At 68.9% G+C, this 22,508-nt stretch carries 23 protein-coding genes; 11 read left to right on the top strand and 12 right to left on the bottom strand.

All coding sequences use genetic code 11. The annotated features are described in order from the left end of the window. Positions 1-14: 14 nt before the first annotated feature. The gene (locus ACLJPD_RS18970) at positions 15-470 is read right to left on the bottom strand and encodes a hypothetical protein (RefSeq protein ID WP_410873700.1); all 456 of its coding nucleotides are present in this window, start codon (positions 468-470) and stop codon (positions 15-17) included. 132 nt (positions 471-602) lie between these two features. On the opposite strand from ACLJPD_RS18970, the gene ACLJPD_RS18975 reads away from it, so the two are divergent. Continuing rightward, a complete protein-coding gene (locus tag ACLJPD_RS18975; protein WP_410873702.1) occupies positions 603-1,556 on the top strand; it encodes an SDR family NAD(P)-dependent oxidoreductase in 954 nt (317 codons plus the stop codon). A gap of 30 nt (positions 1,557-1,586) precedes the next feature. Here ACLJPD_RS18975 and ACLJPD_RS18980 read toward each other — a convergent pair whose 3' ends face one another. The 3 genes from ACLJPD_RS18980 to ACLJPD_RS18990 form a co-directional block, all read right to left on the bottom strand. Beyond that, the gene (locus ACLJPD_RS18980; protein ID WP_410874492.1) at positions 1,587-2,492 is read right to left on the bottom strand and encodes a sucrase ferredoxin; all 906 of its coding nucleotides are present in this window, start codon (positions 2,490-2,492) and stop codon (positions 1,587-1,589) included. Between the two features lie 132 nt (positions 2,493-2,624). Beyond that, entirely contained in the window at positions 2,625-4,196 is a 1,572-nt protein-coding gene (locus ACLJPD_RS18985; RefSeq protein ID WP_410873704.1) for a DNA polymerase Y family protein, read from the bottom strand. A gap of 101 nt (positions 4,197-4,297) precedes the next feature. Next, a complete protein-coding gene (locus tag ACLJPD_RS18990; protein ID WP_410873706.1) occupies positions 4,298-5,038 on the bottom strand; it encodes a hypothetical protein in 741 nt (246 codons plus the stop codon). Positions 5,039-5,303: 265 nt separating this feature from the next. Here ACLJPD_RS18990 and ACLJPD_RS18995 point away from each other — a divergent pair, with 265 nt between their 5' ends. Next, a complete protein-coding gene (locus ACLJPD_RS18995) occupies positions 5,304-6,437 on the top strand; it encodes a serine/threonine-protein kinase (protein ID WP_410873708.1) in 1,134 nt (377 codons plus the stop codon). Between the two features lie 9 nt (positions 6,438-6,446). Here the strand turns inward: ACLJPD_RS18995 and ACLJPD_RS19000 are convergent, their stop codons facing one another. Further along, entirely contained in the window at positions 6,447-7,082 is a 636-nt protein-coding gene (locus ACLJPD_RS19000; protein WP_410874494.1) for a response regulator, read from the bottom strand. A 110-nt stretch (positions 7,083-7,192) separates the two neighbouring features. Then, on the bottom strand, positions 7,193-8,563 hold the full coding sequence (locus tag ACLJPD_RS19005; protein WP_410874495.1) for a PspC domain-containing protein: 1,371 nt from the start codon (positions 8,561-8,563) through the stop codon (positions 7,193-7,195). 714 nt (positions 8,564-9,277) lie between these two features. On the opposite strand from ACLJPD_RS19005, the gene ACLJPD_RS19010 reads away from it, so the two are divergent. The 4 genes from ACLJPD_RS19010 (at position 9,278) to ACLJPD_RS19025 (ending at position 11,601) form a co-directional block, all read left to right on the top strand. Continuing rightward, positions 9,278-9,424: a hypothetical protein gene (locus ACLJPD_RS19010; protein ID WP_410873710.1), complete on the top strand. Its 147-nt coding sequence runs from the start codon at positions 9,278-9,280 to the stop codon at positions 9,422-9,424. A 74-nt stretch (positions 9,425-9,498) separates the two neighbouring features. Next, positions 9,499-11,178 carry a PspC domain-containing protein gene (locus tag ACLJPD_RS19015; RefSeq protein ID WP_410873712.1) on the top strand — a complete coding sequence of 560 codons (1,680 nt, stop codon included), beginning with the start codon at positions 9,499-9,501 and terminating at the stop codon, positions 11,176-11,178. Beyond that, a complete protein-coding gene (locus tag ACLJPD_RS19020; RefSeq protein WP_410873714.1) occupies positions 11,171-11,380 on the top strand; it encodes a hypothetical protein in 210 nt (69 codons plus the stop codon). Before ACLJPD_RS19015 ends, ACLJPD_RS19020 begins: the two co-directional genes overlap by 8 nt. Before the next feature lie 83 nt (positions 11,381-11,463). Then, complete coding sequence (locus tag ACLJPD_RS19025; protein WP_410873716.1) at positions 11,464-11,601, top strand: hypothetical protein; 138 nt, start codon at positions 11,464-11,466, stop codon at positions 11,599-11,601. Between the two features lie 4 nt (positions 11,602-11,605). Here the strand turns inward: ACLJPD_RS19025 and guaA are convergent, their stop codons facing one another. Then, positions 11,606-13,174 (bottom strand): glutamine-hydrolyzing GMP synthase, encoded by a 1,569-nt coding sequence (gene guaA / locus ACLJPD_RS19030; RefSeq protein WP_410873718.1) that lies wholly within the window; start codon positions 13,172-13,174, stop codon positions 11,606-11,608. Between the two features lie 131 nt (positions 13,175-13,305). Between guaA and ACLJPD_RS19035 the strand changes: the two genes are divergently transcribed. After that, positions 13,306-14,106, top strand: coding sequence for an alpha/beta fold hydrolase (locus ACLJPD_RS19035; RefSeq protein WP_410873720.1), 801 nt, complete (start codon positions 13,306-13,308; stop codon positions 14,104-14,106). Between the two features lie 11 nt (positions 14,107-14,117). On the opposite strand, the gene ACLJPD_RS19040 is transcribed toward ACLJPD_RS19035, so the two are convergent. Both ACLJPD_RS19040 and guaB read right to left on the bottom strand, forming a co-directional pair. After that, positions 14,118-15,272: a GuaB3 family IMP dehydrogenase-related protein gene (locus tag ACLJPD_RS19040; RefSeq protein WP_410873721.1), complete on the bottom strand. Its 1,155-nt coding sequence runs from the start codon at positions 15,270-15,272 to the stop codon at positions 14,118-14,120. Positions 15,273-15,540: 268 nt separating this feature from the next. Continuing rightward, on the bottom strand, positions 15,541-17,085 hold the full coding sequence (gene guaB / locus ACLJPD_RS19045; RefSeq protein ID WP_410873723.1) for an IMP dehydrogenase: 1,545 nt from the start codon (positions 17,083-17,085) through the stop codon (positions 15,541-15,543). 220 nt (positions 17,086-17,305) lie between these two features. Here guaB and ACLJPD_RS19050 point away from each other — a divergent pair, with 220 nt between their 5' ends. Continuing rightward, a complete protein-coding gene (locus tag ACLJPD_RS19050; RefSeq protein ID WP_022567296.1) occupies positions 17,306-17,719 on the top strand; it encodes a DUF5319 domain-containing protein in 414 nt (137 codons plus the stop codon). Between the two features lie 157 nt (positions 17,720-17,876). Here the strand turns inward: ACLJPD_RS19050 and ACLJPD_RS19055 are convergent, their stop codons facing one another. The 3 genes from ACLJPD_RS19055 to ACLJPD_RS19065 form a co-directional block, all read right to left on the bottom strand. Continuing rightward, positions 17,877-18,971, bottom strand: coding sequence for an anti-sigma-D factor RsdA (locus ACLJPD_RS19055; protein ID WP_410873726.1), 1,095 nt, complete (start codon positions 18,969-18,971; stop codon positions 17,877-17,879). Then, the gene (locus ACLJPD_RS19060; RefSeq protein WP_378921924.1) at positions 18,964-19,542 is read right to left on the bottom strand and encodes a sigma-70 family RNA polymerase sigma factor; all 579 of its coding nucleotides are present in this window, start codon (positions 19,540-19,542) and stop codon (positions 18,964-18,966) included. Before ACLJPD_RS19060 ends, ACLJPD_RS19055 begins: the two co-directional genes overlap by 8 nt. A 157-nt stretch (positions 19,543-19,699) precedes the next feature. Then, positions 19,700-20,533, bottom strand: a complete 834-nt coding sequence (locus tag ACLJPD_RS19065) for a hypothetical protein (protein ID WP_410873728.1) — start codon at positions 20,531-20,533, stop codon at positions 19,700-19,702. A gap of 621 nt (positions 20,534-21,154) precedes the next feature. Here ACLJPD_RS19065 and ACLJPD_RS19070 point away from each other — a divergent pair. From ACLJPD_RS19070 to ACLJPD_RS19080, 3 genes are all read left to right on the top strand, one after another. Continuing rightward, a complete protein-coding gene (locus ACLJPD_RS19070; protein WP_379241531.1) occupies positions 21,155-21,448 on the top strand; it encodes a WhiB family transcriptional regulator in 294 nt (97 codons plus the stop codon). Between the two features lie 149 nt (positions 21,449-21,597). Continuing rightward, a complete protein-coding gene (locus ACLJPD_RS19075) occupies positions 21,598-22,215 on the top strand; it encodes a sigma-70 family RNA polymerase sigma factor (RefSeq protein ID WP_410873731.1) in 618 nt (205 codons plus the stop codon). Position 22,216: 1 nt separating this feature from the next. Continuing rightward, positions 22,217-22,468, top strand: coding sequence for an RskA family anti-sigma factor (locus ACLJPD_RS19080; RefSeq protein ID WP_410873733.1), 252 nt, complete (start codon positions 22,217-22,219; stop codon positions 22,466-22,468). The last annotated feature ends 40 nt before the right edge of the window (positions 22,469-22,508 follow it).

Below are 22,508 nucleotides of genomic sequence, written 5' to 3' on the forward strand. Positions count from 1 at the left end.
TGTCGGTAGACAACTCAACTCGCGGGCAAGCGCTCCATCGACCGCGACTCCAACGCGGCCTCCACATGCCCCAGACCCGAGCGGATCACCGCGCCGTAGGCATCGTTGGCGAGCACATCCAGGTGCCCGCGCGCGATGGCCAACTGCATCCGCGCCATCTCGAAGTCACCGACGCGGCGATGACTGTCGGCCAGGTTCAGATACAGCGAGGGCAGGAACCCGCGCAGCCCCTCATCGAGCGGAATGCCCGGCCCGAACACCGCGGCCAGCGCCCGCTGGTCCCAGAGCAACGCGCCCTCCGGCAACTCCTGCACATCCGCCAGGTGGTGTGCCACCACGCAGCGATGCAACGGGTCGCCGCCTTCCCCTATTTCGCTCCACAGCCTGGTCAGCGCCGCGCGCGCCGCATCCGGGTCGCCACCGCCGAGCCGCACCGCGGCATAGATGTCCGCCATCCGATCGTCCGCCATGCGCACCAGTATCGCACATACGTTCGAATAATGGCGAGAGGTATTCGAACATATTTTCGAGTTCCTCGAAGAGCCTGGCTCCCGAACTTACTTTGGAGTAAGTTAGACGGAACGAACTGCAAAGGAGCAGTGATGTCTCAGGTTTCTCCAGGCGAAAAGGGCCGTCGACGGCGCGATCTCACCGGCAGGCAGGTCGTGATCACCGGCGCGTCGTCCGGGATCGGGCGGGCCGCCGCGCTCGCGGTCGCCGACAAGGGCGGTGTCGTGTTCCTGCTCGCGCGCCGCGCCGACGAACTGGCCGAGGTGGTCGCCGAGATCGTCGACGCCGGCGGTCAGGCCTACGGCTATCCGTGCGATGTCACCGATTCCGAGTCCGTGGATGCGGCCGTCAAGGCCATTCTCGAACAGCACGGCCACGTCGACATGCTGGTCAACAACGCGGGCCGGTCCATCCGTCGCGCCATCCACCGCTCCACCGACCGCCTGCACGACTTCGAACGCACCATGGCGGTCAACTACTTCGGCGCACTGCGGATGACCCTCGCGCTGCTGCCGCAGATGCGCGAACGCGGTTTCGGCCACATCGTCAACATCTCCAGCGCCGGCGTGCAGGTGGCCACCCCCCGCTTCGCCGCCTACCTCGCCAGCAAGGCGGCCCTGGACAAGTTCACGGAGGTCGCCTCGGTCGAAACCCTGGCCGACGGCGTCACTTTCACCACCATCCACATGCCGTTGGTGCGCACCCCGATGATCGCCCCCAGCGGCGACCAGGGCCCCTCCGAATCCCCCGAGTGGGCCGCGGGCACGATCGTGCGAGCCCTCGCCGAACGCCCCAAACGCATCGACGTCCCCCTCGGCACCCTCGCCGAATACGGCGGCATCCTCACCCCCAAACTCCGCGACCGCATCCTGCACCGCTACTACCGCGCGCTGCCGGATTCCCCTGCGGCCAAAGGGGAATCGGTCGAGCCCACCGAGGCACCGGCTCCGACTCCGGCTACCCCGAAGACTCCGTCAGCCGCCCGCAAAGCCACCGGCACTGCCTTACGCCGCGCGGCCCGCTGGGTTCCAGGCACCCACTGGTAACCCGGCGACATCGGGGTCACCATCGTTCGGCTAAACCACTGTGGACAATGCGGGGAGTTGTTCTACCGCAGCGGGTTCCAGGTAGGTAGCCGGTTTGGGGGCGGCGCCGCAGCTGGCTTGGCGGGAGGCGGCGGGGACGGTGCGGGCGGTGACGCGCCAGCGGCGGCCGTCGCGGTGGGTGACGATGGCGGCGCCCGCTATTGTCTGGTCGGGTGTGGGAACCGGGTCGGGGTGGACGGTGAGGTCGGTGGCGTTCGCCGGGATCTGTTCACGCACAGCCACTTCGGCGAGCTGGGAGATCGGGGGGTAGCAGCTGCGTCCGCGGAGACCGGTCAGGGAGACCTCGCCGGCGTCGGCCGCTTCGAGCATCGCATCGGCGGCAGCGGCGTCGACGCGGCCATAGGTGAGGCCGGAGGGAAGCAGGACCACCGCGGGGGCGAAGCGGTGACCACCGGTGTGCGAGGCCTCCCACACCCGGCCCGGGTGATCGGCGGCCATCGCAGCGGCGATCGGGCGACCCAACCGGGCACAGCACTGGTCGCGCTTGCCGTGGGCGCAGACCAGGACCACCGGATCATCCACTCGCACACCGATTCCCGGGGCCGGGCCGTCGACGAGACGCAGGTCTATGTCGAAGAGCCGGCGCAGGTCGGTGATCTCGAACCGCTCACACCAGGAACCCTCGGGTCGCGAACTGACCAGCAGCACAGTGCGGGTACCGGTGAACTCGTTGCGGCCGGGGCGGCGGATCAGTGTCGGCCGCACCCGCGCCGCCGACGTACGCGCCGCCAGTTCGGCGGTGATCTCCGGACCGAGCACCTCGTCACCGATCACATCACCGCCCCACGCGCCGGGATGCTCGATACACAGCCATCCGGTGAAGTGTCCCGCGGTACCGAGAAGCGGAATGTCGGCAGCGGCCGCCGTACACAACATGCCCTCGAATGGGTTCACAGCGCTCCTCCCGCGACCGCGCCGTCCGGGGCCGTCCCGGACAAGCGTCGTTTCACTCTAGGACCGGGCGCGCGAACCGCGTCGACGCGCACCCGCGCCGCCGATCGCGGCGGGCTACTCGTAGACGCCCTCGGCGTGCCACAGCGTCGCGTCGTAGACGAGCAGGACGGCGCGGATCTCGGTGGGGTCGGCATCGAGTTGGACCTGGACGCGCACGGCCAGGGAGGTGGGTTCGGCGGTGGACCACCATCGTTCGATGACCGGCCAAGGGCCCGCCCAGCCGAGCAGGGCCCATTCCCTGCGACCCCAGCGCAGGCGGGTGGGGGTGGCGGTGAACAGGCCGCGGTCGGTGATCAGGACGTGGGCGCCGTCGGCGGCGGTCAGGTCGACGACCGGGCGGTGCAGCAGGAGCAGGGTGGGGGCGGGTTCGGGGAGGCGGCCGGGCCAGGGCTGGGTGGGGTCGGTGGCGGGGGTGAGTTCGTCGCCGAGGGCGATCATCGTGATGCGTTCGGCGGGGCCGCGGCCGCCGCTGAGCACACCGATGCGGACCGCTTCGCCGCCGAGCAGTCCCTGCACGCGAACGAGAGCGCGGCGGGCACGTTCGGTTTCCTCGCCCTCGCCGCCCCACAGACCCAGTTGCAGGGCACCGGCGGCGACCACCTCGACCGGTTCCAGCGTGAGCGCGACGATCGGGCCGGTGGGGCGGGCTCGACGGGTGAGCCAGCCGTCGAGTTGCCAGCGGACACGGTCGGCGGTGTCGGCGGGGGTGAGCGGGCGGGCGCAGCGCCAGATCCTGGTCAGCTCCTCGCCCGCCTCGGTGCGCGCGGTCACGGCCAGCCGGGTGCAGGCCACGCCCGCCGCCGACAGCACCGCGTGCAGCCGAGTGGACAGCTGCCTGCCCGCGAACGCGGCCGCGTCGACCCGGTCGATGGGTGGATCGCAGGCCAGTTCGACGGTCAGTTCCGGAGCGGGGCGCCGTGCCGACGGCGGACGTTCCTGGAGTGCGCGGGCGGTGCGATGGGCGAGCACGGCGTCTGCGCCGAACCGGGAGGCCACCTCGGCGGGAGACAGCCGCGCGAAATCACCGATGCGGCGTAAACCCAAGCGGCGCAGCAGGTCTACCAGTTCCTTGCGCTCGGGTGCGGCCAGGCTCGGTTCCATCGCGAGTTCGGAGACCCGGAGCGGAGCAAGGTAGCGCGCACCCTCCCCCGGCAGCACGATCGCGCCGCGCTTGGCCGCGATCACCGCCGTCGACATGGCGTCGGCGATCCCGATCTGCGCCTCTGCTCCCGCCGCGGCGACCGCATCGATCAACCGCACCACCGCGGCCTCCTCGGAACCGAAATACCGTGCGGCACCACGCGCCCCGAGCACGACGAGGCCGGGCCGCAACACCTCCACCCCCGGCACCGTCGCGTCGACAGCGCCGACCACCGGCTCGAACAATCGCGCGTCCCGATCCGGATCATCCTGCACGACGACAAGTCCCGGGCAACGCCCCTGCGCATCCCGTCTACGCATCCCCCGCCGCACCCCCTCGGCCCGCGCGATCGCCGAACACGCCACCACCGAACTCCCCCGCAACACCGCGACAGGCCGATCCGCTCCCACCCCCTCCACCGCGGCCGCCGCCACCGCGGGCCAGTCCGGACACCACACCGCCAGCACCCGATCAACGCGCGCCACGACACCCACCCCGACTGCGATGTGCGCCCGGCCGCGCGGACGCCGGGCGGACGGTGGACTCACTCACGTCCATCGAACAGAACCGGATAACGGACCGGCGGTCACGACACAGCCCCGTGCAAGGCGGTGACTTCGGTTGTGCGGGTGATGGTTTCGCGGGGCAGCCATTCGGTGCGGCCTGCCTTGGCGCACAGGTCCATGTGGCCGTGTCGGGTCTGGCCAGCTTTGGCGCTGACCCGCACGTCGAGGCAGACCGAGCGCAGGCGGCCGCGGCCGGGGCCGAGGCCGCGGTAGCCGGTGACCCGGGAGTCGAGGCGCAGGGTGGGGTTGGCCCATTCGCCCGCGACGACCAGGGTGGCGCCGCGGTTGCGGGCGCGGGCGGCGAGGACGCGGCAGCGGGCGGGCGGGACGGCGAGACCGCCCAGACCGAGGACCACCAGGTCGAGGCCGTCGAGCAGAACCGCGGCCACTTCGGCAGGGTCGGGGCCGGGGTCGGCGATCACCGCCAGGCGGGACAGCTGGGCACCCATTTCCGCGGCGGCCAGCAAACCCAGCCGGGGCAGACCGACCACCGCCGCGTGACCGCCGTTTCCGGTGACCGCGGCGAGCAGCCCGGTCAGCAGGGAGTGCGCGCCGGTATAGGCGACCACCGCGCCCTTGGGCAACCCACCATCGGGCAGCAGATCGGCCAGTGGCGGCGGCACCGGCAAAAGATCACGACGTAATGGCTGCTCACGCGGTATATGCCCGGTCGCGGACTCACCACGCCCCGGCACTGCGGCCATTTGCCTGCGCAGCTCGTCGAGCATGCCCGGATCGGGCGACAACGCTTCCGAACCCATCAACACCACCTACTTCCACGATGGACCCGCGAGCGGAAAACCGCCCTGCGCTGAAACGGCAGCACCGTTTCAGCTATCGATCGTATTCGAATATACGTTCGATAGCGACCAGCGTGACACCCACCCCTACCCATGTCCACCGCGGGTACGGCCGAACCCGCCCGGCTCCGGCGACACCCCGCGAAGAGGGTTCCAGCTACTCCCGCCGACGAACTGTGGCCAGGATCCCGGCCAGTCAGCGCCATATTCGGCTACCCTCGCACCCGTGACCGAACGTGCTCGTCCCCATATCGGCCCCGACTACCTGGTCGCGGGTCGCTACCGCCTGCAGTCCAAGCTGGGCGGGGGTGGCATGGGCGCGGTCTGGCTCGCGACCGATCGATTGCTGAACCGCGAAGTCGCGATCAAGCAGGTGCTGTCCACCGCGGGACTGAGCGCGGCCGAGGCCGAACAGGTTCGCAGCAGCATCGTGCACGAGGGCCGGGTGGCCGCCAAGCTGTCGCACATGCACGCCGTGGCCGTGCACGACGTGGTGATCGAAGCGGGCGAGCCCTGGCTCGTCATGGAGTACTTACCCTCGCGCAGCCTGGCCAAGGCGCTCGCGCTGGTCGACACGCTGCCCGCGGTAGAGGTCGCCCAGATCGGCGCGCAGGTGGCCGACGCGCTCGCCGCCGCGCATGCCGCGGGCATCGTGCACCGCGATATCAAGCCGGGCAACATCCTCGTCGCCGACCGCGGCAACAGTGTGGGCCTGGCCAAACTCAGCGACTTCGGCATCTCGCGCGGCGCAGGCGACACGCACGGTGACGAACCCGACGGTGTGATCACCGGCACCCCCGCCTACCTCCCGCCCGAGGTCGCGCGCGGCGCCCGGCCCACCGAGGCCAGCGACGTGTTCTCTCTCGGCGCCACCCTCTACACCGCGCTGGAGGGCCAGCCGCCGTTCGGTTTCGAGTCCGACGAGAACGACGTCGTCGCCAAGGCCGCGATGGGCCGGATCATCCCGCCCACCCGCAGCGGCGTCCTCACCCAGCCGCTGCTGCACATGCTCGAGCCCGCTCCCCAGCGTCGCCCGACCATGGCCGAGGCCCGCGACGAAATCCTCACCGCCGCCTTCGGGCCTGGCACCGGCGCCTACATCCTCGGTGTGCCGCTACGCACCGAGGACAGCACCATTCCCGCCTGGTCCACCCGAAACTCCGCCAGCGGCCTGCGCAGCGCCAATTCCGCCCCGCTGCCGCGCCCGCACCGCGCTCCCCTCGCCGCCACCGCCGCCGCACCCCAACAGCGCACCGGCAGCTTCATCGACAACCTCCCCAACGGCGCCCCCCTCGCCATCGGCGCTGGCGTGCTGATCGGCCTGGTCATCCTGATCGCGATCATCATCGCCGTGATGTAGAGCCGAGCTTCACTCGATGCGCCGGCGATGAGCCCATCGAGTCAGCGCGTTCCGGTTCGACTGTTGTGTCTTACGAAGCACATTCGACGCGTGCGTCTCCACGGTCTTCACCGAGATGAACAAGGATTCGGCGATCTCCCGATAGGTGTAACCACGCGCCAGCAAGCGCAACACCTCCAGCTCGCGCGGGGTGAGTGAGTCCAATTCGGGATCGAGCGGCGGCTCGGGGACCGGCGAGCGCCCGGTGAACGAGTCGAGCACGAACCCGGCCAACCGCGGACTGAACACCGCGTCACCGCCCGCGACCCGGCGGATACCGTCGGCCAGCTCGGCACCGGAAATCGTCTTGGTCACGTATCCGCGCGCCCCCGCCCGGATCACCGCGATCACGTCCTCGGCCGCATCGGACACGCTCAACGCCAAACACACCGGCCCGGTGGCGATCCCGGCCAGCACCGCCACCCCACCGCCATCGGGCATGTGCACATCCAGCAGCACCACGTCCGGCTTCGCGGCATCGATCCCGGCGACCGCCTCGGCCACCGCACCGGCCTCACCGACGACCTCCATATCGGTCTCGCGGCTCAGCTCCGCCCGCACCCCCGACCGGAAGACCGCATGGTCGTCGACCAGGAAAACCCGCACACTCACTACAAGACTCCTCATTCGAACCGTGTCGATCGACCTGCTGTCATCGGTACCACACCGCGGTGTCCCGGCGCCGAAATCGGCTCGGGTTCGCCGCGATCGCGCGCTCAGCGATCGGTGGGCTGGTCTCGCGTCGTCGGCGCGTCGACGGGAGGGTCGATCCGGGTCTCGGAGTCGACAGGACCCGCACCACCCGCTGTGACGTCGTCGCTCTCGGCCTGGTCCGGCTCGGAGGATCCTGAGTCGGTGCGTGGCATCACGATGCGCACCTCGGTGCCGCGCCCGATGGTCGAGTCGATCTCGGCGGTGCCGCCGCGGCGCTCGATTCTGGCGCAGATGGACTTCGCCACCCCGCGGCGGTCGGCAGGGACCGCGGACACGTCGAAACCGGCGCCGCGGTCGCGGACGAAGATGCTCACCTGGTGGGGTTCGGTTTCGGCGAACAGGTCGATCTCGGGGACGTCGGCGTGCTTGGCGGCGTTGACCAGTGCCTCGCGGGTGGCGCCGAGCAGGGCGGTGAAATGTTCCTTGGGCAGACCGGCGCCGGTGTCGCCGGGGTCCATCGCGACATCGCCGACGACGACCGGGGTGACCTTCACGCCGTGCTGGTCCTCCACCTCGCCCGCGATGGTGCGCAGTGCGGTGGCCAGGCTGGACTGGGCGGGTGCGGTGTCGTCGAAGAGCCACTTGCGCAGTTCGCGCTCCTGGCTGCGGGCCAGGCGAAGCACCTCCTGGGGGTCTTCGGCCTGACGTTGGATCAGCGCGAGCGTCTGCAGCACCGAATCGTGCAGGTGGGAGGCGATCTCCTCGCGTTCCTCGTTGCGGATGCGGGCGCCGCGCTCGGCATTGAGCGCACGGACCATGCGCAACCACAGCGGCACCGTGAGCAGACCAGCGCCGACGAGCGTGACGGCCACCGCGATCAGCGCCGACCCGAGCGAACTGAGATCGATCCTGGCCAGCACCACCACACCGAGCCCGACCACGATCAGCGTCGCCCCGGCCACGATGCGCGACCAGGTCACCACCGAGGGTCGTGCGGGCAGCCCGAACAGGGCCCGTGGGCCCGGCGCGGCGACGTCGTATTCGCGCCACACCAGTGCGGCGCCGACCGCGACCACCACGATCGGCACGATCACCTGCGCCGCGGTCCCCTGGAACAGCCACCCCACCGTCACCGTGAGCCCGAGCCCGAGCAAGGCCAGCCCGATCGCCTGCCTGCGCTCGTCACCGGTCGGTTTCACGGCATCCGCGCCGCCGGGGGTGAAGATCCAGAGCAACCCGTACGCCACCAGACCCGCACCGACCAGCGCGGACAGCAGCACGAACGCCAACCGCACCTTGACCACGTCGACACCGAGATGATCGGCCAGACCACCCGCGACACCACCGACCACCCGCCCACCGCTGCGGCGGACCAACCGCGGAGTCTCGGGCACCGGCGCACCCATCGGCTCCGGGCCGGGAGTCGGCAGCATGGGGCGATAACCGCGAGGCACGCCGTAGCCCTGTGGATACTGCTGGTAACCCGGCGCGGTCCGGTACTGCTGCGGCGGCAGGTATCGCTGCGGCGGAATGTAGGGCTGCGGTGCCCCATAGACGACCGGCTCACGCCCTACGAAACGGTCGCGCAGCCGATGCCCCCCGAACCGCGGATTCGCCGCAGCCCCCGGCCCATCGGACGATCCCGCCGACCCATGCGGCCGATTCGCAGCCATCGGCGCATGCCCGACAGCGGCCGCCCCCGTGCCGATCCCGGGCTGATGACCCGGCGCGGAGTTGCGGGGGGCGCCCGGGCTGTGGGCGGTACTCGCGCCATAGGGCACGGCACCGTTGCCGACGTTCGCTCGGTTGCCGCCCGCAGGCCGGTAGCCGGGCGCGGAGGTCGGGTAGTCGGGAGCGTTGTTTCCGGCGGCGCCGCCGGACCCGGGTGGCGTGGCAGGCCCCTCGGCGGCAGTGCGGGCGGAAACAGACGGATCCATGCTCTCGATAGTGGCACGCGGGGCGGGGTGCTGACATCAGGTAAGCCCCTGATCTCCCACCCGGATGTCGGCGATCCGGCGGAAACTCGGCCGCGCAGGCCTCAGCAGGCCTTTAAGCCGATGCGTAGTCACGCCGAAAGCCCGGCCACAGAGGCTTTCCAACGTTGATGGCAGGCCGGAACTGCGGCCGCCGCTTCAGCGGAGGAATACGTGAACATCTTCACCCCTGTCGGTCGGGCTCGACAGCGGCATCTCGGTCGACGCGGAGCCACCGTCGGGTTCGGCTCATCCAATCCGGATGTGCCTGCCGATATCGGTCCGTCGATCTCGGTCTTCGGCGACACCATGTTCCTGTGAGCCGCGTGAACCCGGGACATTCTCAGGGTTACCCCCGATGTGCGAAAGGGGTGGCTCGGCACACCATGGATGGCATGAGCAGAACGAGCTTCGCCGACCAGGTTCACCAGATGTGGCAGACGCGGCCCGTCCGGCTGCCTCGGCAGGGGCCGATCGCCGGGGTGGCGGCGGGTTTCGGGTTGCGGTACGGGGTGGACCCGGTGCTCGTGCGGGTGGCCTTCGTCGTGTCGACCATCTTCGGCGGGGCCGGGATCGTGCTGTACCTGCTGGCCTGGCTGGTGCTGGGGTCGGCGGGCAACGAGGTGTCGGCGGCGCAGGCCCTGTCGGCCCACGATCGGGGGTCGCATTCGCAGACCAAGACGATCGTGTTGATCGTCGCGCTGGCGATCGCCGTGTCGACCATGGGGCCGATCGGGCTGGGGATGGGCGGGGGCGGGGTGGTCAGCCTGGGGCTGATGCTCGCGGGCTGGTGGATGCTGTATCTGCGTCATCCCGAACTGCCCGCGGGTTTCGATGCCTACCGCTCGCCCCTCGGCACCACCGGCTACCCGGGAGCGGGCTACCCGACCGGTGTCCCGGTGCGTGGCTATCCGTACAACCCGGAGGTGCCACCGACGGGGATGTACACGCCCTACACCAAACTCCCCGACGCCTACGTCCCCGATCCGGCGCGCACCCGCACGGCCACAGCGGAATCCACCCCGCTGCTCCGTGTCGACGCGACCGAGACGGTCGTCCTGCGCAAGGACATCGACGAAACAGGCAGCACCACTACGGATTCGGTCGACACTGTGCGGATCAGCGTGACCGCGGCCGAGCCGGACCCCGCCACACCCGAAGCCGCCGAGCAAGCGCAGTCGAGCGAGCAAACGGCGGATTCGGTTCGTCCGGTAGCTGATTCGGACTCACCCGTAAATCTCGACAAGCGGGCGAACAGCTCGAAAGCCGAGGTGCTGCCGGCCGCGACAACCTCGCTCGTCGAGCAACGCCATGCGGCGGAGACCACCGCGGTGCTGCACAAGACCCTCCCCGGCACGATATCTCCCGCACCGGAGCCCCCGCGCATCAACGCGCAGGTACCCAACGGCTGGGACCCGCTCGCCGTCGCGCCGCTGGCCTGGGAATTCCCGGAGGCGGCACCCCGCTTCGCGCCGGTGGCGCCCCCAGTACCCAAACGTCCACGCTCCCGGCTCACTCCGGTCACCATCGGCCTGGCGATCCTCGCCGCGGCGCTGGCGGGTGCCGCGGCGGCATCGGGTGTGGAATGGATGACCCCCGCCCGGATCGCGGCCTTCGCGTTGGCAGTGGTCGGCCTCGGACTCGTCGTCGGCGCGTTCCTGCGGCGCGGATACGGCCTGCTGGTACTCGCCGCTCCCCTGGCCGGATTCGTGATACTGGCCTCGCTGATCGGGCCGATCGACTTCGACGAAACCGCCATCGGCGAGCGTGTCTGGGCACCGACCTCGGTGACCGAGTTGCAGCCCCGCTACGCCCTCGACATCGGTTCGGGCACGCTGGATCTGCGCGGTCTGGACCTCACCGAGTCGCGCAGCGTCGAAGTCGCGGTGAACGTCGGTGAGGTGCAAGTGCAACTGCCCGAAGGGATGACAGTGAAAACGACATGTGACATCCGCGTGGCCGATTCCAACTCGGCCTGCCAGGACGGGCTGAGCGGACCGAACGCTCCCGGCGCACCGGTCCTCGACCTGCGCATCACGATGCACCTGGGTGACGCGGTGGTGTCCCGTGGCTGATCCGACCAGCACCGAGCCCGCGCGCCGGCCGGCCTTCACCCTGCTGACCACCGGCCTGATCGCACTCGCCGTGAGCGTCTGGGCCCTGCTCGGCGCGCCCACCCCCGACGACGGCATCCTGCCCATCGGCTGGGGCGTGGTGATCGCGGCCATCGTCATCGGCCTGCTGCTCACGCTGGCACCGAGCCGCAAACACCACTGACGCCAGGGACCACCCGAGAAACCAGCAATGGCCCGTCATCGTGACGGGCCATTGCTGTCGGAACCAGTTGAAAGACAAGGGCAATGGACGAATCCGAGAAGCGACCGGAAACCCCACTGGCGAAAGTCCTACCACCGGCCATCCACCGACCGCGCACCGGCGGCTTCCTCCTCGGCAGGCTCCTGCTCACCCAGTCGGCGCTGCCACCGCGACCGGCTTAACGCATCACTCCCACTCGATGGTGCCCGGCGGCTTGCTCGTCACGTCGAGCACCACGCGGTTGACCTCGGCCACCTCGTTGGTGATGCGCGTGGAGATCCGCTCCAGCACGTCGTAGGGCAGGCGCGTCCAGTCCGCGGTCATCGCGTCCTCGCTCGACACCGGACGCAGCACGATCGGATGACCGTAGGTGCGGCCGTCGCCCTGCACACCGACCGAGCGCACGTCGGCCAACAGCACGACCGGGCACTGCCAGATCTGCTTGTCCAGACCGGCAGCGGTGAGTTCTTCGCGGGCGATGGCGTCGGCCTGGCGGAGCAGCTCGAGCCGGTCGGCGGTCACCTCGCCGACGATGCGAATCGCGAGCCCGGGACCCGGGAAGGGCTGGCGCGCAACGATTTCCTCGGGCAGGCCGAGTTCGCGACCGACCGCGCGGACCTCGTCCTTGAACAGCAGGCGCAGCGGCTCGACCAGGTCGAACTCGAGGTCGTCGGGCAGGCCACCGACATTGTGGTGGCTCTTGATGTTCGCGGTACCGGTGCCGCCGCCGGATTCGACGACGTCCGGGTACAGGGTGCCCTGGACCAGGAACTCGACCTTCGGAGCGACACCGTCGCCCTGTTCGACAACGATGCCGGCCACCGCGTCCTCGAAGGAGCGGATGAACTCGCGGCCGATGATCTTGCGCTTCTCCTCGGGATCGGAGACGCCCTTCAGCTCACCGAGGAACTTGTCCACCGCGTCCACAGTCACCAGCTTGGCACCGGTCGCGGCGACGAAGTCGTGCTGGACCTGCTCGCGTTCACCGGCCCGCAGCAGACCGTGGTCGACGAACACACAGGTGAGCTTGTCACCGATCGCGCGCTGCACCAGCGCGGCAGCCACCGCGGAGTCGACACCGCCGGACAGACCACAGATGGCGTGCCCGTCACCGATCTGCTCGCGCACACTCTCGATCAGCGACTCGGCGATATTGGCCGGAGTCCACTGCGGCGGAATGCCGGCGAGCTCGTGCAGGAAGCGGCTGAGCACCTGCTGGCCGTGCGGGGAATGCAGCACCTCGGGGTGGTACTGGACACCGGCCAGGCGACGCGCGCGATCCTCGAACGCGGCGACGGGGGCGCCCGCGGTGGTACCGGTGACCTCGAAGCCCGCGGGGGCATCGGTCACCGCGTCACCGTGCGACATCCACACCGGCTGGATGGTCGGCAGGCCGCCGTGCAGCACACCGCCGTCGATGTTCAGTTCGGTGCGGCCGTATTCGCGGGTTCCGGTGTGTGAGACCGTGCCGCCCAGCGCCTGCGCCATCGCCTGGAAGCCGTAGCAGATGCCGAAAACGGGGATACCGAGATCGAACAGCCGCGCGTCGAGTTGCGGTGCGCCCTCGGCATATACGCTCGACGGACCACCGGACAGGATCACGGCCAGCGGCTGCTTGTCGGCGATCTCTTCCACTGTCATCGTGTGGGGAATCACCTCGGAGAACACCCGCGCCTCCCGCACCCGTCGGGCGATCAGCTGGGCGTACTGCGCGCCGAAGTCGACGACGAGGACCGGTCTCTGAGTATCTGCCACCGCCACAGTTTAGTGACGGTGTACGACGAGCAAGCAGCGGGCATCGCCAGAGCCGGACGCGCCGTAGTGACCGAGCACGACGCGCCCTCGTTTTTGGGCGTGGCGCGGTGGGGCTGGCTATCCTCGTGCTCGTGCCATTCGCCCGCGCGATCGATGCCGAAATCTACTACGAGGACAGCGGTGGCACGGGTCCGGTGGTGTTGCTCGCCCACGAATTCTTCATGGACCGCACGATGTTCGCCTCGCAACAGGCCGCACTCGCACCCGAACTCAGGATCGTCGCCTGGGACGCGCGCGGCCACGGCCGCACCCGAGATCAGCGGTTGCCGTTCACCTACTGGACCGCGGCCCGCGACGCGCTGACCGTGCTCGACTCGATCGGCGTCGAGCGCGCCATCGTCGGTGGCACCGCGCAAGGGGGCTTCACAGCTTTGCGGACCGCGTTGGTGGCACCGGAACGGGTCGCCGCGTTGATCTTGATCAGCACCGAGGCGCACGGGCCGACCCTTGGCCAGTCCACCGCCACCCAACGATTCCTCGACGAGTGGCACGACCACAGCTCCCGTGAGGAAGCCGCGGGCCGCCTGGCGGACTGGCTCATCGGCGACGACACCTGGTACCGCGACATCTGGACCCGCCGCTGGGTCGGCGACGCGCACAGCGGCCTCGACGCCGCCGTCGGCTGCCTGCTCGGGCGCGATTCGGTACTCGACCGGTTGCGCGAGATCACCTGCCCGGCGCTGATCATCCACGCCAATCGCAGCGGCATCGCGGGCGATCGGGCCCGGACGCTGGCCGACGGGCTCACCGCCTCCACCTTCGTGGAGATCGATGGCGCCCGCCTGGCCGTCACGATGACCCACCCGGAACCGGTCAATACCGCTATCTCGCGGTTCCTGCGGGATCGGGTCTCACTGACCCACGTGCGTTAGCGAACCGCTTTTCAGCGAACGCTGAGCCCGACCTTCTGGAATTCCTTGAGGTCGGAGTAACCGGCCTTGGCCATCGAACGACGAAGGCCACCGACCAGGTTCAGCGAGCCGAACGGGTCGTCGGAGGGGCCGTAGAGCACCCGCTCGAGGCTCGGGCGGGCCACCGCGCCGTCGGGGCCGTCGAGCCAGGCCTCGTCGACCGGCAGGAACGAACCGCGCGGCACCGAGGGGTGCGCGGTCGCCGAGGGCCAGTACCAGCCGCGACCGGGCGCCTGCGCCGAGGCCGACAGCGGCACACCGAGCATCACGGCGTCGGCGCCACAGGCGATGGCCTTGGCCAGCTGACCCGAGGTGGCCACGTCACCGTCGGCGATCACGTGCACGTACCGGCCGCCGGTCTCGTCGAGGTAGTCGCGACGGGCCGCGGCGGCGTCGGCGATCGCGGTGGCCATCGGGACACCGATGCCGAGCACCTCGCCGGTGGTGGTGGCACCGGGGAACGAGCCGTAGCCGACGATGACGCCGGCCGCACCGGTGCGCATCAGGTGCAGCGCGGTGCGGTGATCGCTCACGCCACCGGCCACTACCGGCACATCCAGTTCGGAGATGAAGGTCTTGAGGTTGAGCGGCTCATCGCCACCGACGTGCTCGGCGGAGATGATGGTGCCCTGCACGACCAGCAGGTCGATGCCCGCCTGCACCAGCGCGGGAGTGAACACGCGGGCGTTCTGCGGGCTCAGGCGCACCGAGGTGGTCACCCCGGCCGCCCGGACCTGGGCGACGGCGGCGGCGAGGAGGTCGGGCTGCATCGGCGCGGCGTGCAGTTCCTGCAGCAGCGAGATGGCCTTTTCGTAACCCCCCTTGTCAACCAGATCGATCAGCTGGTCGATCTTGGACTGCACGTCGGTGTGGCGGGCCCAGAGGCCTTCGCCGTTGATCACCCCGAGGCCACCCTGGCGACCCAGCTCGATCGCGAACTCGGGCGAGACCAGCGCGTCGGTGGGGTGTGCGAGCACCGGGATCTCGAAACGGTAGGCGTCGAGCTGCCAGGCCAACGAGACCAGCTTCGACGAGCGCGTCCGCCGCGAGGGGACGATATCGACGTCATCGAGCTCATAGGTCCGACGGGCGACCCGTCCCATACCGATTTCGACCATGTCACGCACAGTTGCTCCTGTGTTTTTGGAGCGCTGGCGCGCTCGAGTTCGCGGCCACCACGGGCCGCCGGTCAGTCACCGCTGCTTGCTCCTTCGTCGCCTACGCAGCGGCGCCTGACCGGCGACCCGGCCGCGAACCGCCGCTTCGCGGCGGGACCCTCCTCGAGGTCGGGTCGTGCGGGGCTGGGAGTGCGGTTACGGCGAGACTCGGGGCCAAGCCTGCGTTGCCTTGTGCTCCGGGAGCTTATCTCCCGGAGCGCAAACGCTTCTATTGTACTCAGCCGCGCCCGGTGTAGTTCGGGGCCTCGACGGTCATCGTGATGTCGTGCGGGTGGCTCTCCTTGAGGCCCGCCGCGGTGATCTGCACGAACTGCGCGCCCTGGAGGTGCTCGATGTTCTGCGAACCGGTGTAGCCCATCGCGGCGCGCAGGCCACCCACGAGCTGGTGGATCACCTGGTTGACCGGGCCGCGGAACGGGACGCGGCCTTCGATGCCTTCGGGGACGAGCTTGTCCTCGGCGAGCACGTCGTCCTGGAAGTAGCGGTCCTTCGAGTACGACTTGGCCTGCCCGCGACCCTGCATGGCACCGAGCGAGCCCATGCCCCGGTAGGCCTTGAACTGCTTGCCGTTGACCAGCACCAGGTCGCCGGGCGACTCGGCGGTGCCCGCGAGCAGCGAGCCGAGCATCACGGTGGACGCGCCCGCGGCGATGGCCTTGGCGACGTCGCCGGAGTACTGCACGCCACCGTCGGCGATCACCGGCACACCGGCGGCCTTGCAGGCGGCGACGGCCTCGAGGATCGCGGTGATCTGCGGCGCGCCGACACCGGCGACGACACGGGTGGTGCAGATGGAGCCGGGGCCCACACCCACCTTCACCGCGTCGACGCCCGCCTCGACGAGCGCGGCGGCACCCGCACGCGTGGCGACATTGCCGCCGACGATCTGGATCCGGTCACCGACCTCGGCCTTGACCTTGGCGACCATCTGCAGCACCTGCGACTGGTGGCCGTGCGCGGTGTCGACGATCAGCACGTCGACCCCGGCCTCGCCCAGCGTCATCGCCCGCGACCAGGAGTCCTCGCCGACACCGATCGCGGCACCGACCAGCAGGCGGCCGTCGCGGTCCTTGGTGGCGTTGGGGTACTGATCGGTCTTGACGAAGTCCTTGACCGTGATCAGTCCGCGCAGCCTGCCGTTGCCGTCGACGATGGGTAGCTTCTCGATCTTGTGGCGGCGCAGAAGGCCCAGCGCGGCCTCGGCGGTGACACCCTCACGCGCGGTGATCAGCGGCGCCTTGGTCATCACCTCGTCCACGCGACGATCCTGATCGACCTCGAAGCGCATGTCGCGGTTGGTGATGATGCCGACCAGCGCACCGGTCTCGTCCACCACCGGCAGACCCGAGATGCGGAAGCGGGCGCACATGGCGTCGACCTCGGCGAGGGTATCGGTGGGACGACAGGTGACCGGGTCGGTCACCATGCCCGCCTCGGAGCGCTTCACCGTCTCCACCTGGGCGGCCTGATCGACGGCCGAGAGGTTGCGGTGCAGCACACCCATACCGCCCGCACGCGCCATGGCGATGGCCATACGCGCCTCGGTGACGGTGTCCATGGCCGAGCTCACCAGCGGCGTGCGCAGGGTTATGTCGCGGGTCAGTCGGCTGGATGTCTCGACAGAGCTGGGGATGAGATCCGAAGCGGCAGGCAGCAACAGCACGTCGTCGAACGTGAGGCCGAGCATGGCGATCTTGGTCGGATCGTCGCCCCCCGTAGGAGGGCGCACCGCGATTCGTTCGCCCGACACGGGATTACTCATTCGGATCGACCCCTCCTGGTCGTCATAGCAACCGACGCAGTGACACGGCGCATCGGTGCTCGAGCGGAAAAAGCTTTCGGATGGTCGGCAAGAACAAAGTCGCCGACGCCTGTATTCCATGGTATCCGGCGCCCGGAGACGGCTGTGAAGTGAGCCCTTCGGCAAAACTTGCCCGGTGCATCGCTGGCGCGATGCACCAAGTACTGCGTACCGTGGGGATGTGCGTGACCATCTACCACCTGGCCTGCCGCCGGATCCCTTCGCCGGAGACCCCTCCGACCCGTCTGCCGCGCTCGATGCGATCGAGCCCGGTGAGCCGTTGGATCCTCATGAGCGCCTCGCGGTCGAGGAAGATCTCGCCGACCTCGCCGTATACGAAGCCCTGCTGGCTCACCGCGGAATTCGCGGACTGGTCGTCAGCTGTGAGGATTGTCGGCAAGATCACTACCACGACTGGGACATGCTGCGGGCGAACCTCCTACAGCTACTCGTCGACGGCACCGTCCGTCCACACGAGCCCGCCTACGATCCCACCCCCGAGGCTTACGTCACGTGGGACTACTGCCGCGGCTATGCGGACGCGTCGATGAACGAGGCGTTCCACGGCGACGGGTTCGACGGGTTCGACAACTGAGTTCAGCCCAGCTGAGCCTGTCGCGAGACCCCGCTCCCTTCGCGCACACGCACGCGTAGGGGCGGTCGGACAGCGCCCACACCAATGACGAAGGCCCCGAACCTGTTCGGGGCCTTCGTCATTGGTTCACATTCAACGTTGCGCGGTAAATCACCACTCAGGGCGACGGCACCACCTGTGTGGGCAGGAACGTCGCAGCGGGCGGCGCCTGCAGCGTGGGCGGCAGCTGACGCGTAGTCGGAACCACCGTCGGAACGGTCACGACCGGCGGTGGTTCGGCGATGGTTGTCGGCGGAGTCGTCGGGTCGACGATGACCGGCGGTTCCTGAGTCACCGGCGGGGTGGTCACGGACGGTTGTGTCGGCTCGACCGGCGGAACCAGCGGCTTGGTCTCCGGACCGGGCGACTGCATGATGACCGGCGGCTCGGACGACGGATCGGTGGTGCCCGCCCCCGGACCGGTCGGCGCCACCGGAGCGGTGGTGCCCGGGTTCGTCGTCGGGGCGACCTGCACGGGCGAACTCGGCTTGGTCGTCGGATTGGTCGTCGTCGGCGCCAGCTGCGCGCCGATTTCAGGCGCGACCTTGAGCAGCTGATCCCGCAGCAGGTTCCAGCGCGCGATCAGATCTTCGCGCTTGGCCGGATCGTCGACCTGGCCCGCGTTGGCCGAGGCCTGTTCCAGCCTGGCCTTCGCCTGTTCCGGATTGCCCGCGGTGAGCAGATTCTGCGCGGCCAGTAGATCTTCGTCGGCGTACTGCACTACGGTCGATTGGGCCTGCTCGCTGAACACGACCTCCTTGACCCGCCACAGCGGATCGCCGGGGGCCGCGCTGTACGCGAAAGCCGTGATACCACCGAACACCAGCGACAAGGCCGCTGCTGCTCCGAAGATCGGGCGGACCAGTCGCAGACGTCCGCGCGAGGAAGCTCCGACTCGAACCTGCCGAGCGCCGATCTCCTGATTGACCGCCGCGAACACGGTGTCCAGATCAGGTCCCGCCGGCATCGGCTCGGCCAGTAGGTCGGCCCGCCAATCCGCGAGTAACGACGCCAGCTGGAACTCTTCAGGGCTGTCGGTACGTACCGGACCATCGCTGGAGATCGCGTCGATCAGCGCATCATCGCTGCGCACCGCCGCGATGTCGACCGGTCCGGAGTCACCGGCATCCTCGGCGGCGTAGGGACCGCTGTTGTGCGATCCGCGTTGCCACGCTTTCCGGTCGCCTGGACCGCGCTCGCCATCCCTAGCCATACATTTCACCTGCCCTCGCCACTTGTGACTTCAGTTTCGCGAGTGCCCTGTGCTGGGCAACCCGTATCGCCCCCGCCGTGCTGCCCACGGCGACTGCGGTTTCCTCTGCTGACAGACCCATGACCAAACGCAGGATCAGGATTTCTCGATGCTTCTCGGGGAGCGTTGCCAGCAGAGTGTTCATCTGCCTGCTCGTCTCCGAGTCGAGAGCCCGCTGTTCCGGACCTTGGTCGGTGGATATGACATCTGGTACTTCGGCCATCGCCTCCGCCTTGTTACGGGCGGCGTTGCGATGGGCGTCGGCGACCTTGTGTGAAGCGATCCCGTACACGAAGGCCATGAAGGGCCGACCCTGATCCTGATAGCGGGGCAGGGCGGTCATCACAGCCATACAGACCTCTTGCGCAACGTCGTCCGCGGAGAGCTGTCCGCGCTCCGCGGCTCCGATCCGCGCCCTGCAGTAGCGAACTACCAAGGGACGGACCAGTTCCAATACCCGAGCTAAAGCGGTCCTGTCGCCCTGCGCAGCCGCAGCGACGGCGAGGTCCAACTCTTCGCCCATATGCGTCATCGTCAGAGATTTTCCTGGCGTTACGAGTGGCGCGGTCGAATGTGACCGAGCTTCCACCGAAAAGGCGGAACGGGACTAACAATAGCGACCCCCGGATCGGCCGCCAGCGGGCATGGTCGCTTCTAACCGTGCTCACAGAAAGATCATCCGGAGCGAATCAGGCACCCAGCGGGGCGATGTCCCCGCCCCAGGCCCGGAGCCGGGCGCCATGATCTGCGGCTTCGTCCGCCGCGGCGCGCGCCCGAGCCGGTGCGGCGACACCCGCGAGCAGCATCGCGGTGGCCCATCGCAGTGGGAGAAGGGCGTTTTCGCGGCAGTCCACGTCGACTCGGCGGGCCAGTTCCGCGGACTTCGCCAGGTCACCGTTCGCGGCTGTCGCGGCCGCGAGGAGCAGCGCCGATTTCACCCGGTGGCGCACTGACGGAAGGGCCGCGGCGAGCTCGACAGCTCTGCCCGCGTCGCGCAGCGCTTCGCTTGCCCGGCCGCCGGCGAGCGCGGTCTCGGCACGCACCCAATGCCAGCGCACCTCGGCACGCGGGGGTGCGTCGGTGAGCAGTGGTCGCACGCGGTCGAGCAGGGTGCGGGCCAGGGCCAGTCGACCGGTGCCGAGCGCGTCAGCGGCCAGACCCGTGTACGCGTCGGCGAGCGCCTCGGCGCGGGCCACTCCCGTCGCGCCGAGTGCCAGCGTCGCGGCGCGTCCGTCGAACGCCGCCGCGGCCGCGTGGCTGCCGAGCTGGCGCAGCAATGAACCCCGGGTGCTCTCGACGAGGGATCTCAGGCCGGGATCCGTCGCGGTTCGGGCCGATATCCGCAGGTCGGAACGGGCGGCGGCGTAGCGACCCTGGCCAGCGAGCGCAACCGCGCGGTACCACCGCGACACCGGGTCCGACGGCTCCGGCAACTCCGTAGCGGCGCGGCCCGGAGTGGGCCCGAAAGCAGTCGAAGCGAGTATTTCGAAACCGATATCCGCGGGTGAAGGCGTTGTCTGCACGGCGAGACTCTAGCCGCCACCGGTCCTCGGCAGTTCGCGTGTTATGGCCCGTCGAGCACCATTCAGCAAACAGTCAGCATTTCCCTCGAGCACCGATGTTGCCATCAGGTAAATCTCCGCTCCCCGATGCCGCAACTGGAAAGTCTCGAATTCACATGCGTTTCGCGCAATTAACCTTCGCGCCCCGTTTTCGCCATCTACACGCACTTCGCCCGTGGAGGTCGTTGTGATCCAGCACACCCACCCACCCTCGGTGGCACCTACCCGAACCGGGCCTCTACCGGCGCGACCTGGGAAAACATGGGATGCTTCGGAGACAAGAAGACACCCGATCCATAGCCAACCAAACAGTATGGAGGGATCGGGTGTGAAATGTAAATAGTGAGTAGGTTAAATTTCAGCGTTGCAGATTTACCGAACTCATGCGCCGAACTATTGACGTAAATTCCCGCCTGCACCTAACGTAGCTCATCGCCACGGTTGGCGCCGCGCGAAATCGCAGCGACCTCCGAGCGGCACCGTCAGGCACCGTCGAGCCGGCCACCCCACAGCGGGTGGCGCGAAGACCTGCCGCACCACTCGCTCGACAACGCTGACGAGCTCGCGCCACAAGGAGTTCTTATGCCCATGCCCACCCACCTCCCCGGACCGAACGCCGATGTCTGGGACTGGCAGATGCGTGGCCTGTGCCGCGGTCAGGACTCCGCGGTCTTCTTCCATCCCGACGGCGAACGCGGCCGTGCCCGCACGGCGCGCGAGATGCGCGCCAAGGAGATCTGCCGGGCCTGCCCCGTCCTCATGCAGTGCCGTACCCATGCCCTCAAGGTCAGCGAGCCCTACGGCATCTGGGGCGGCATGTCCGAGACCGAACGCGAGATGCACGCCCGCCGCAACCGGCGCCGGATGGCCGTCTGAAACGCAGCCGAGCCCCGTCTGGCCCGGTTGGCAAATCTATTCCAATCCGCTGGCCGTGGCGCGCCGAATCCCTAGCAAACAGCTGGCACCCGAATCAAAGGCACCCCCGGTCACGGGGAGGTCATAGCCTCGGGCTACATTCGTGACCGATGACACAGAATGGGTTCCGAAGCGAAGCCTTTCCACCGATCGTGGATTCTGCGGTTACCGCACGCGCGGCCGAAGGAGTCGAGCTAGCTGCACTGCTGCAACGATGTGCGCTGTCCGACCAGCAGGCCTTTGCCGAACTGTACGACCGAACATCGGCGCGCGTTTATGGCCTGGTCCTGCGGGTGCTCCACGACCCCGGGTACGCCGAGGAGACCACTCAGGAGGTCTACCTCCAGATCTGGCGCACCGCCACGAGTTTCGACTCCGCCAAGGGGTCGGCGGTGACCTGGCTCATGACGCTGGCCCACCGGCGCGCGGTCGACCGAGTTCGCGCCGAGCAAGCCCACACCCAGCGCGAGGTCGCGTACGGGATCCGGGTGCTCGGCCACGAATTCGACGAGGTCACCGAGGAGGTGGAACGCAGACTGGAACAACAGGCCGTCCGGCGCGGGCTCTCGACACTCACCGAGACCCAACGCGAGGCGATCTCGCTCGCCTACTACGGCGGGCGGACCTACGCGGAGGTGGCACAACACCTCGGCATCGGGTTACCGACCGTTAAGTCCCGAATTCGGGACGGATTGACACGACTGAAGAAAAGTTTGGGGGTGACGTGAGATGAACGAAGCCCAGATCGATCTCGCGCACGCCGTCGCGCTCGGATTGATCGACGACGAAGACCATCACGCGATCCAGACCATCATCGATACCGAAGATCCAACCCTGTGTACCGAGTTCCTGCGAGAGCTTCGCTGTACCCGCGAAGCGCTCGCCCAGCTCGCGTCCGCAACCCCCACCGCACCGCCCCCGTCGCTACGCGACCGTTTACTGGCCGCGCTCGATGCCGAAGATCCGCCGGTAGCCAGCTAGCTAGCGGACAACGAAAGGCCCCTAGACCGCGTCAGCGATC

It is taken from the genome of Nocardia sp. A7 (assembly GCF_046549215.1).
In the GTDB taxonomy this organism is placed as follows: Bacteria; Actinomycetota; Actinomycetes; order Mycobacteriales; family Mycobacteriaceae; genus Nocardia.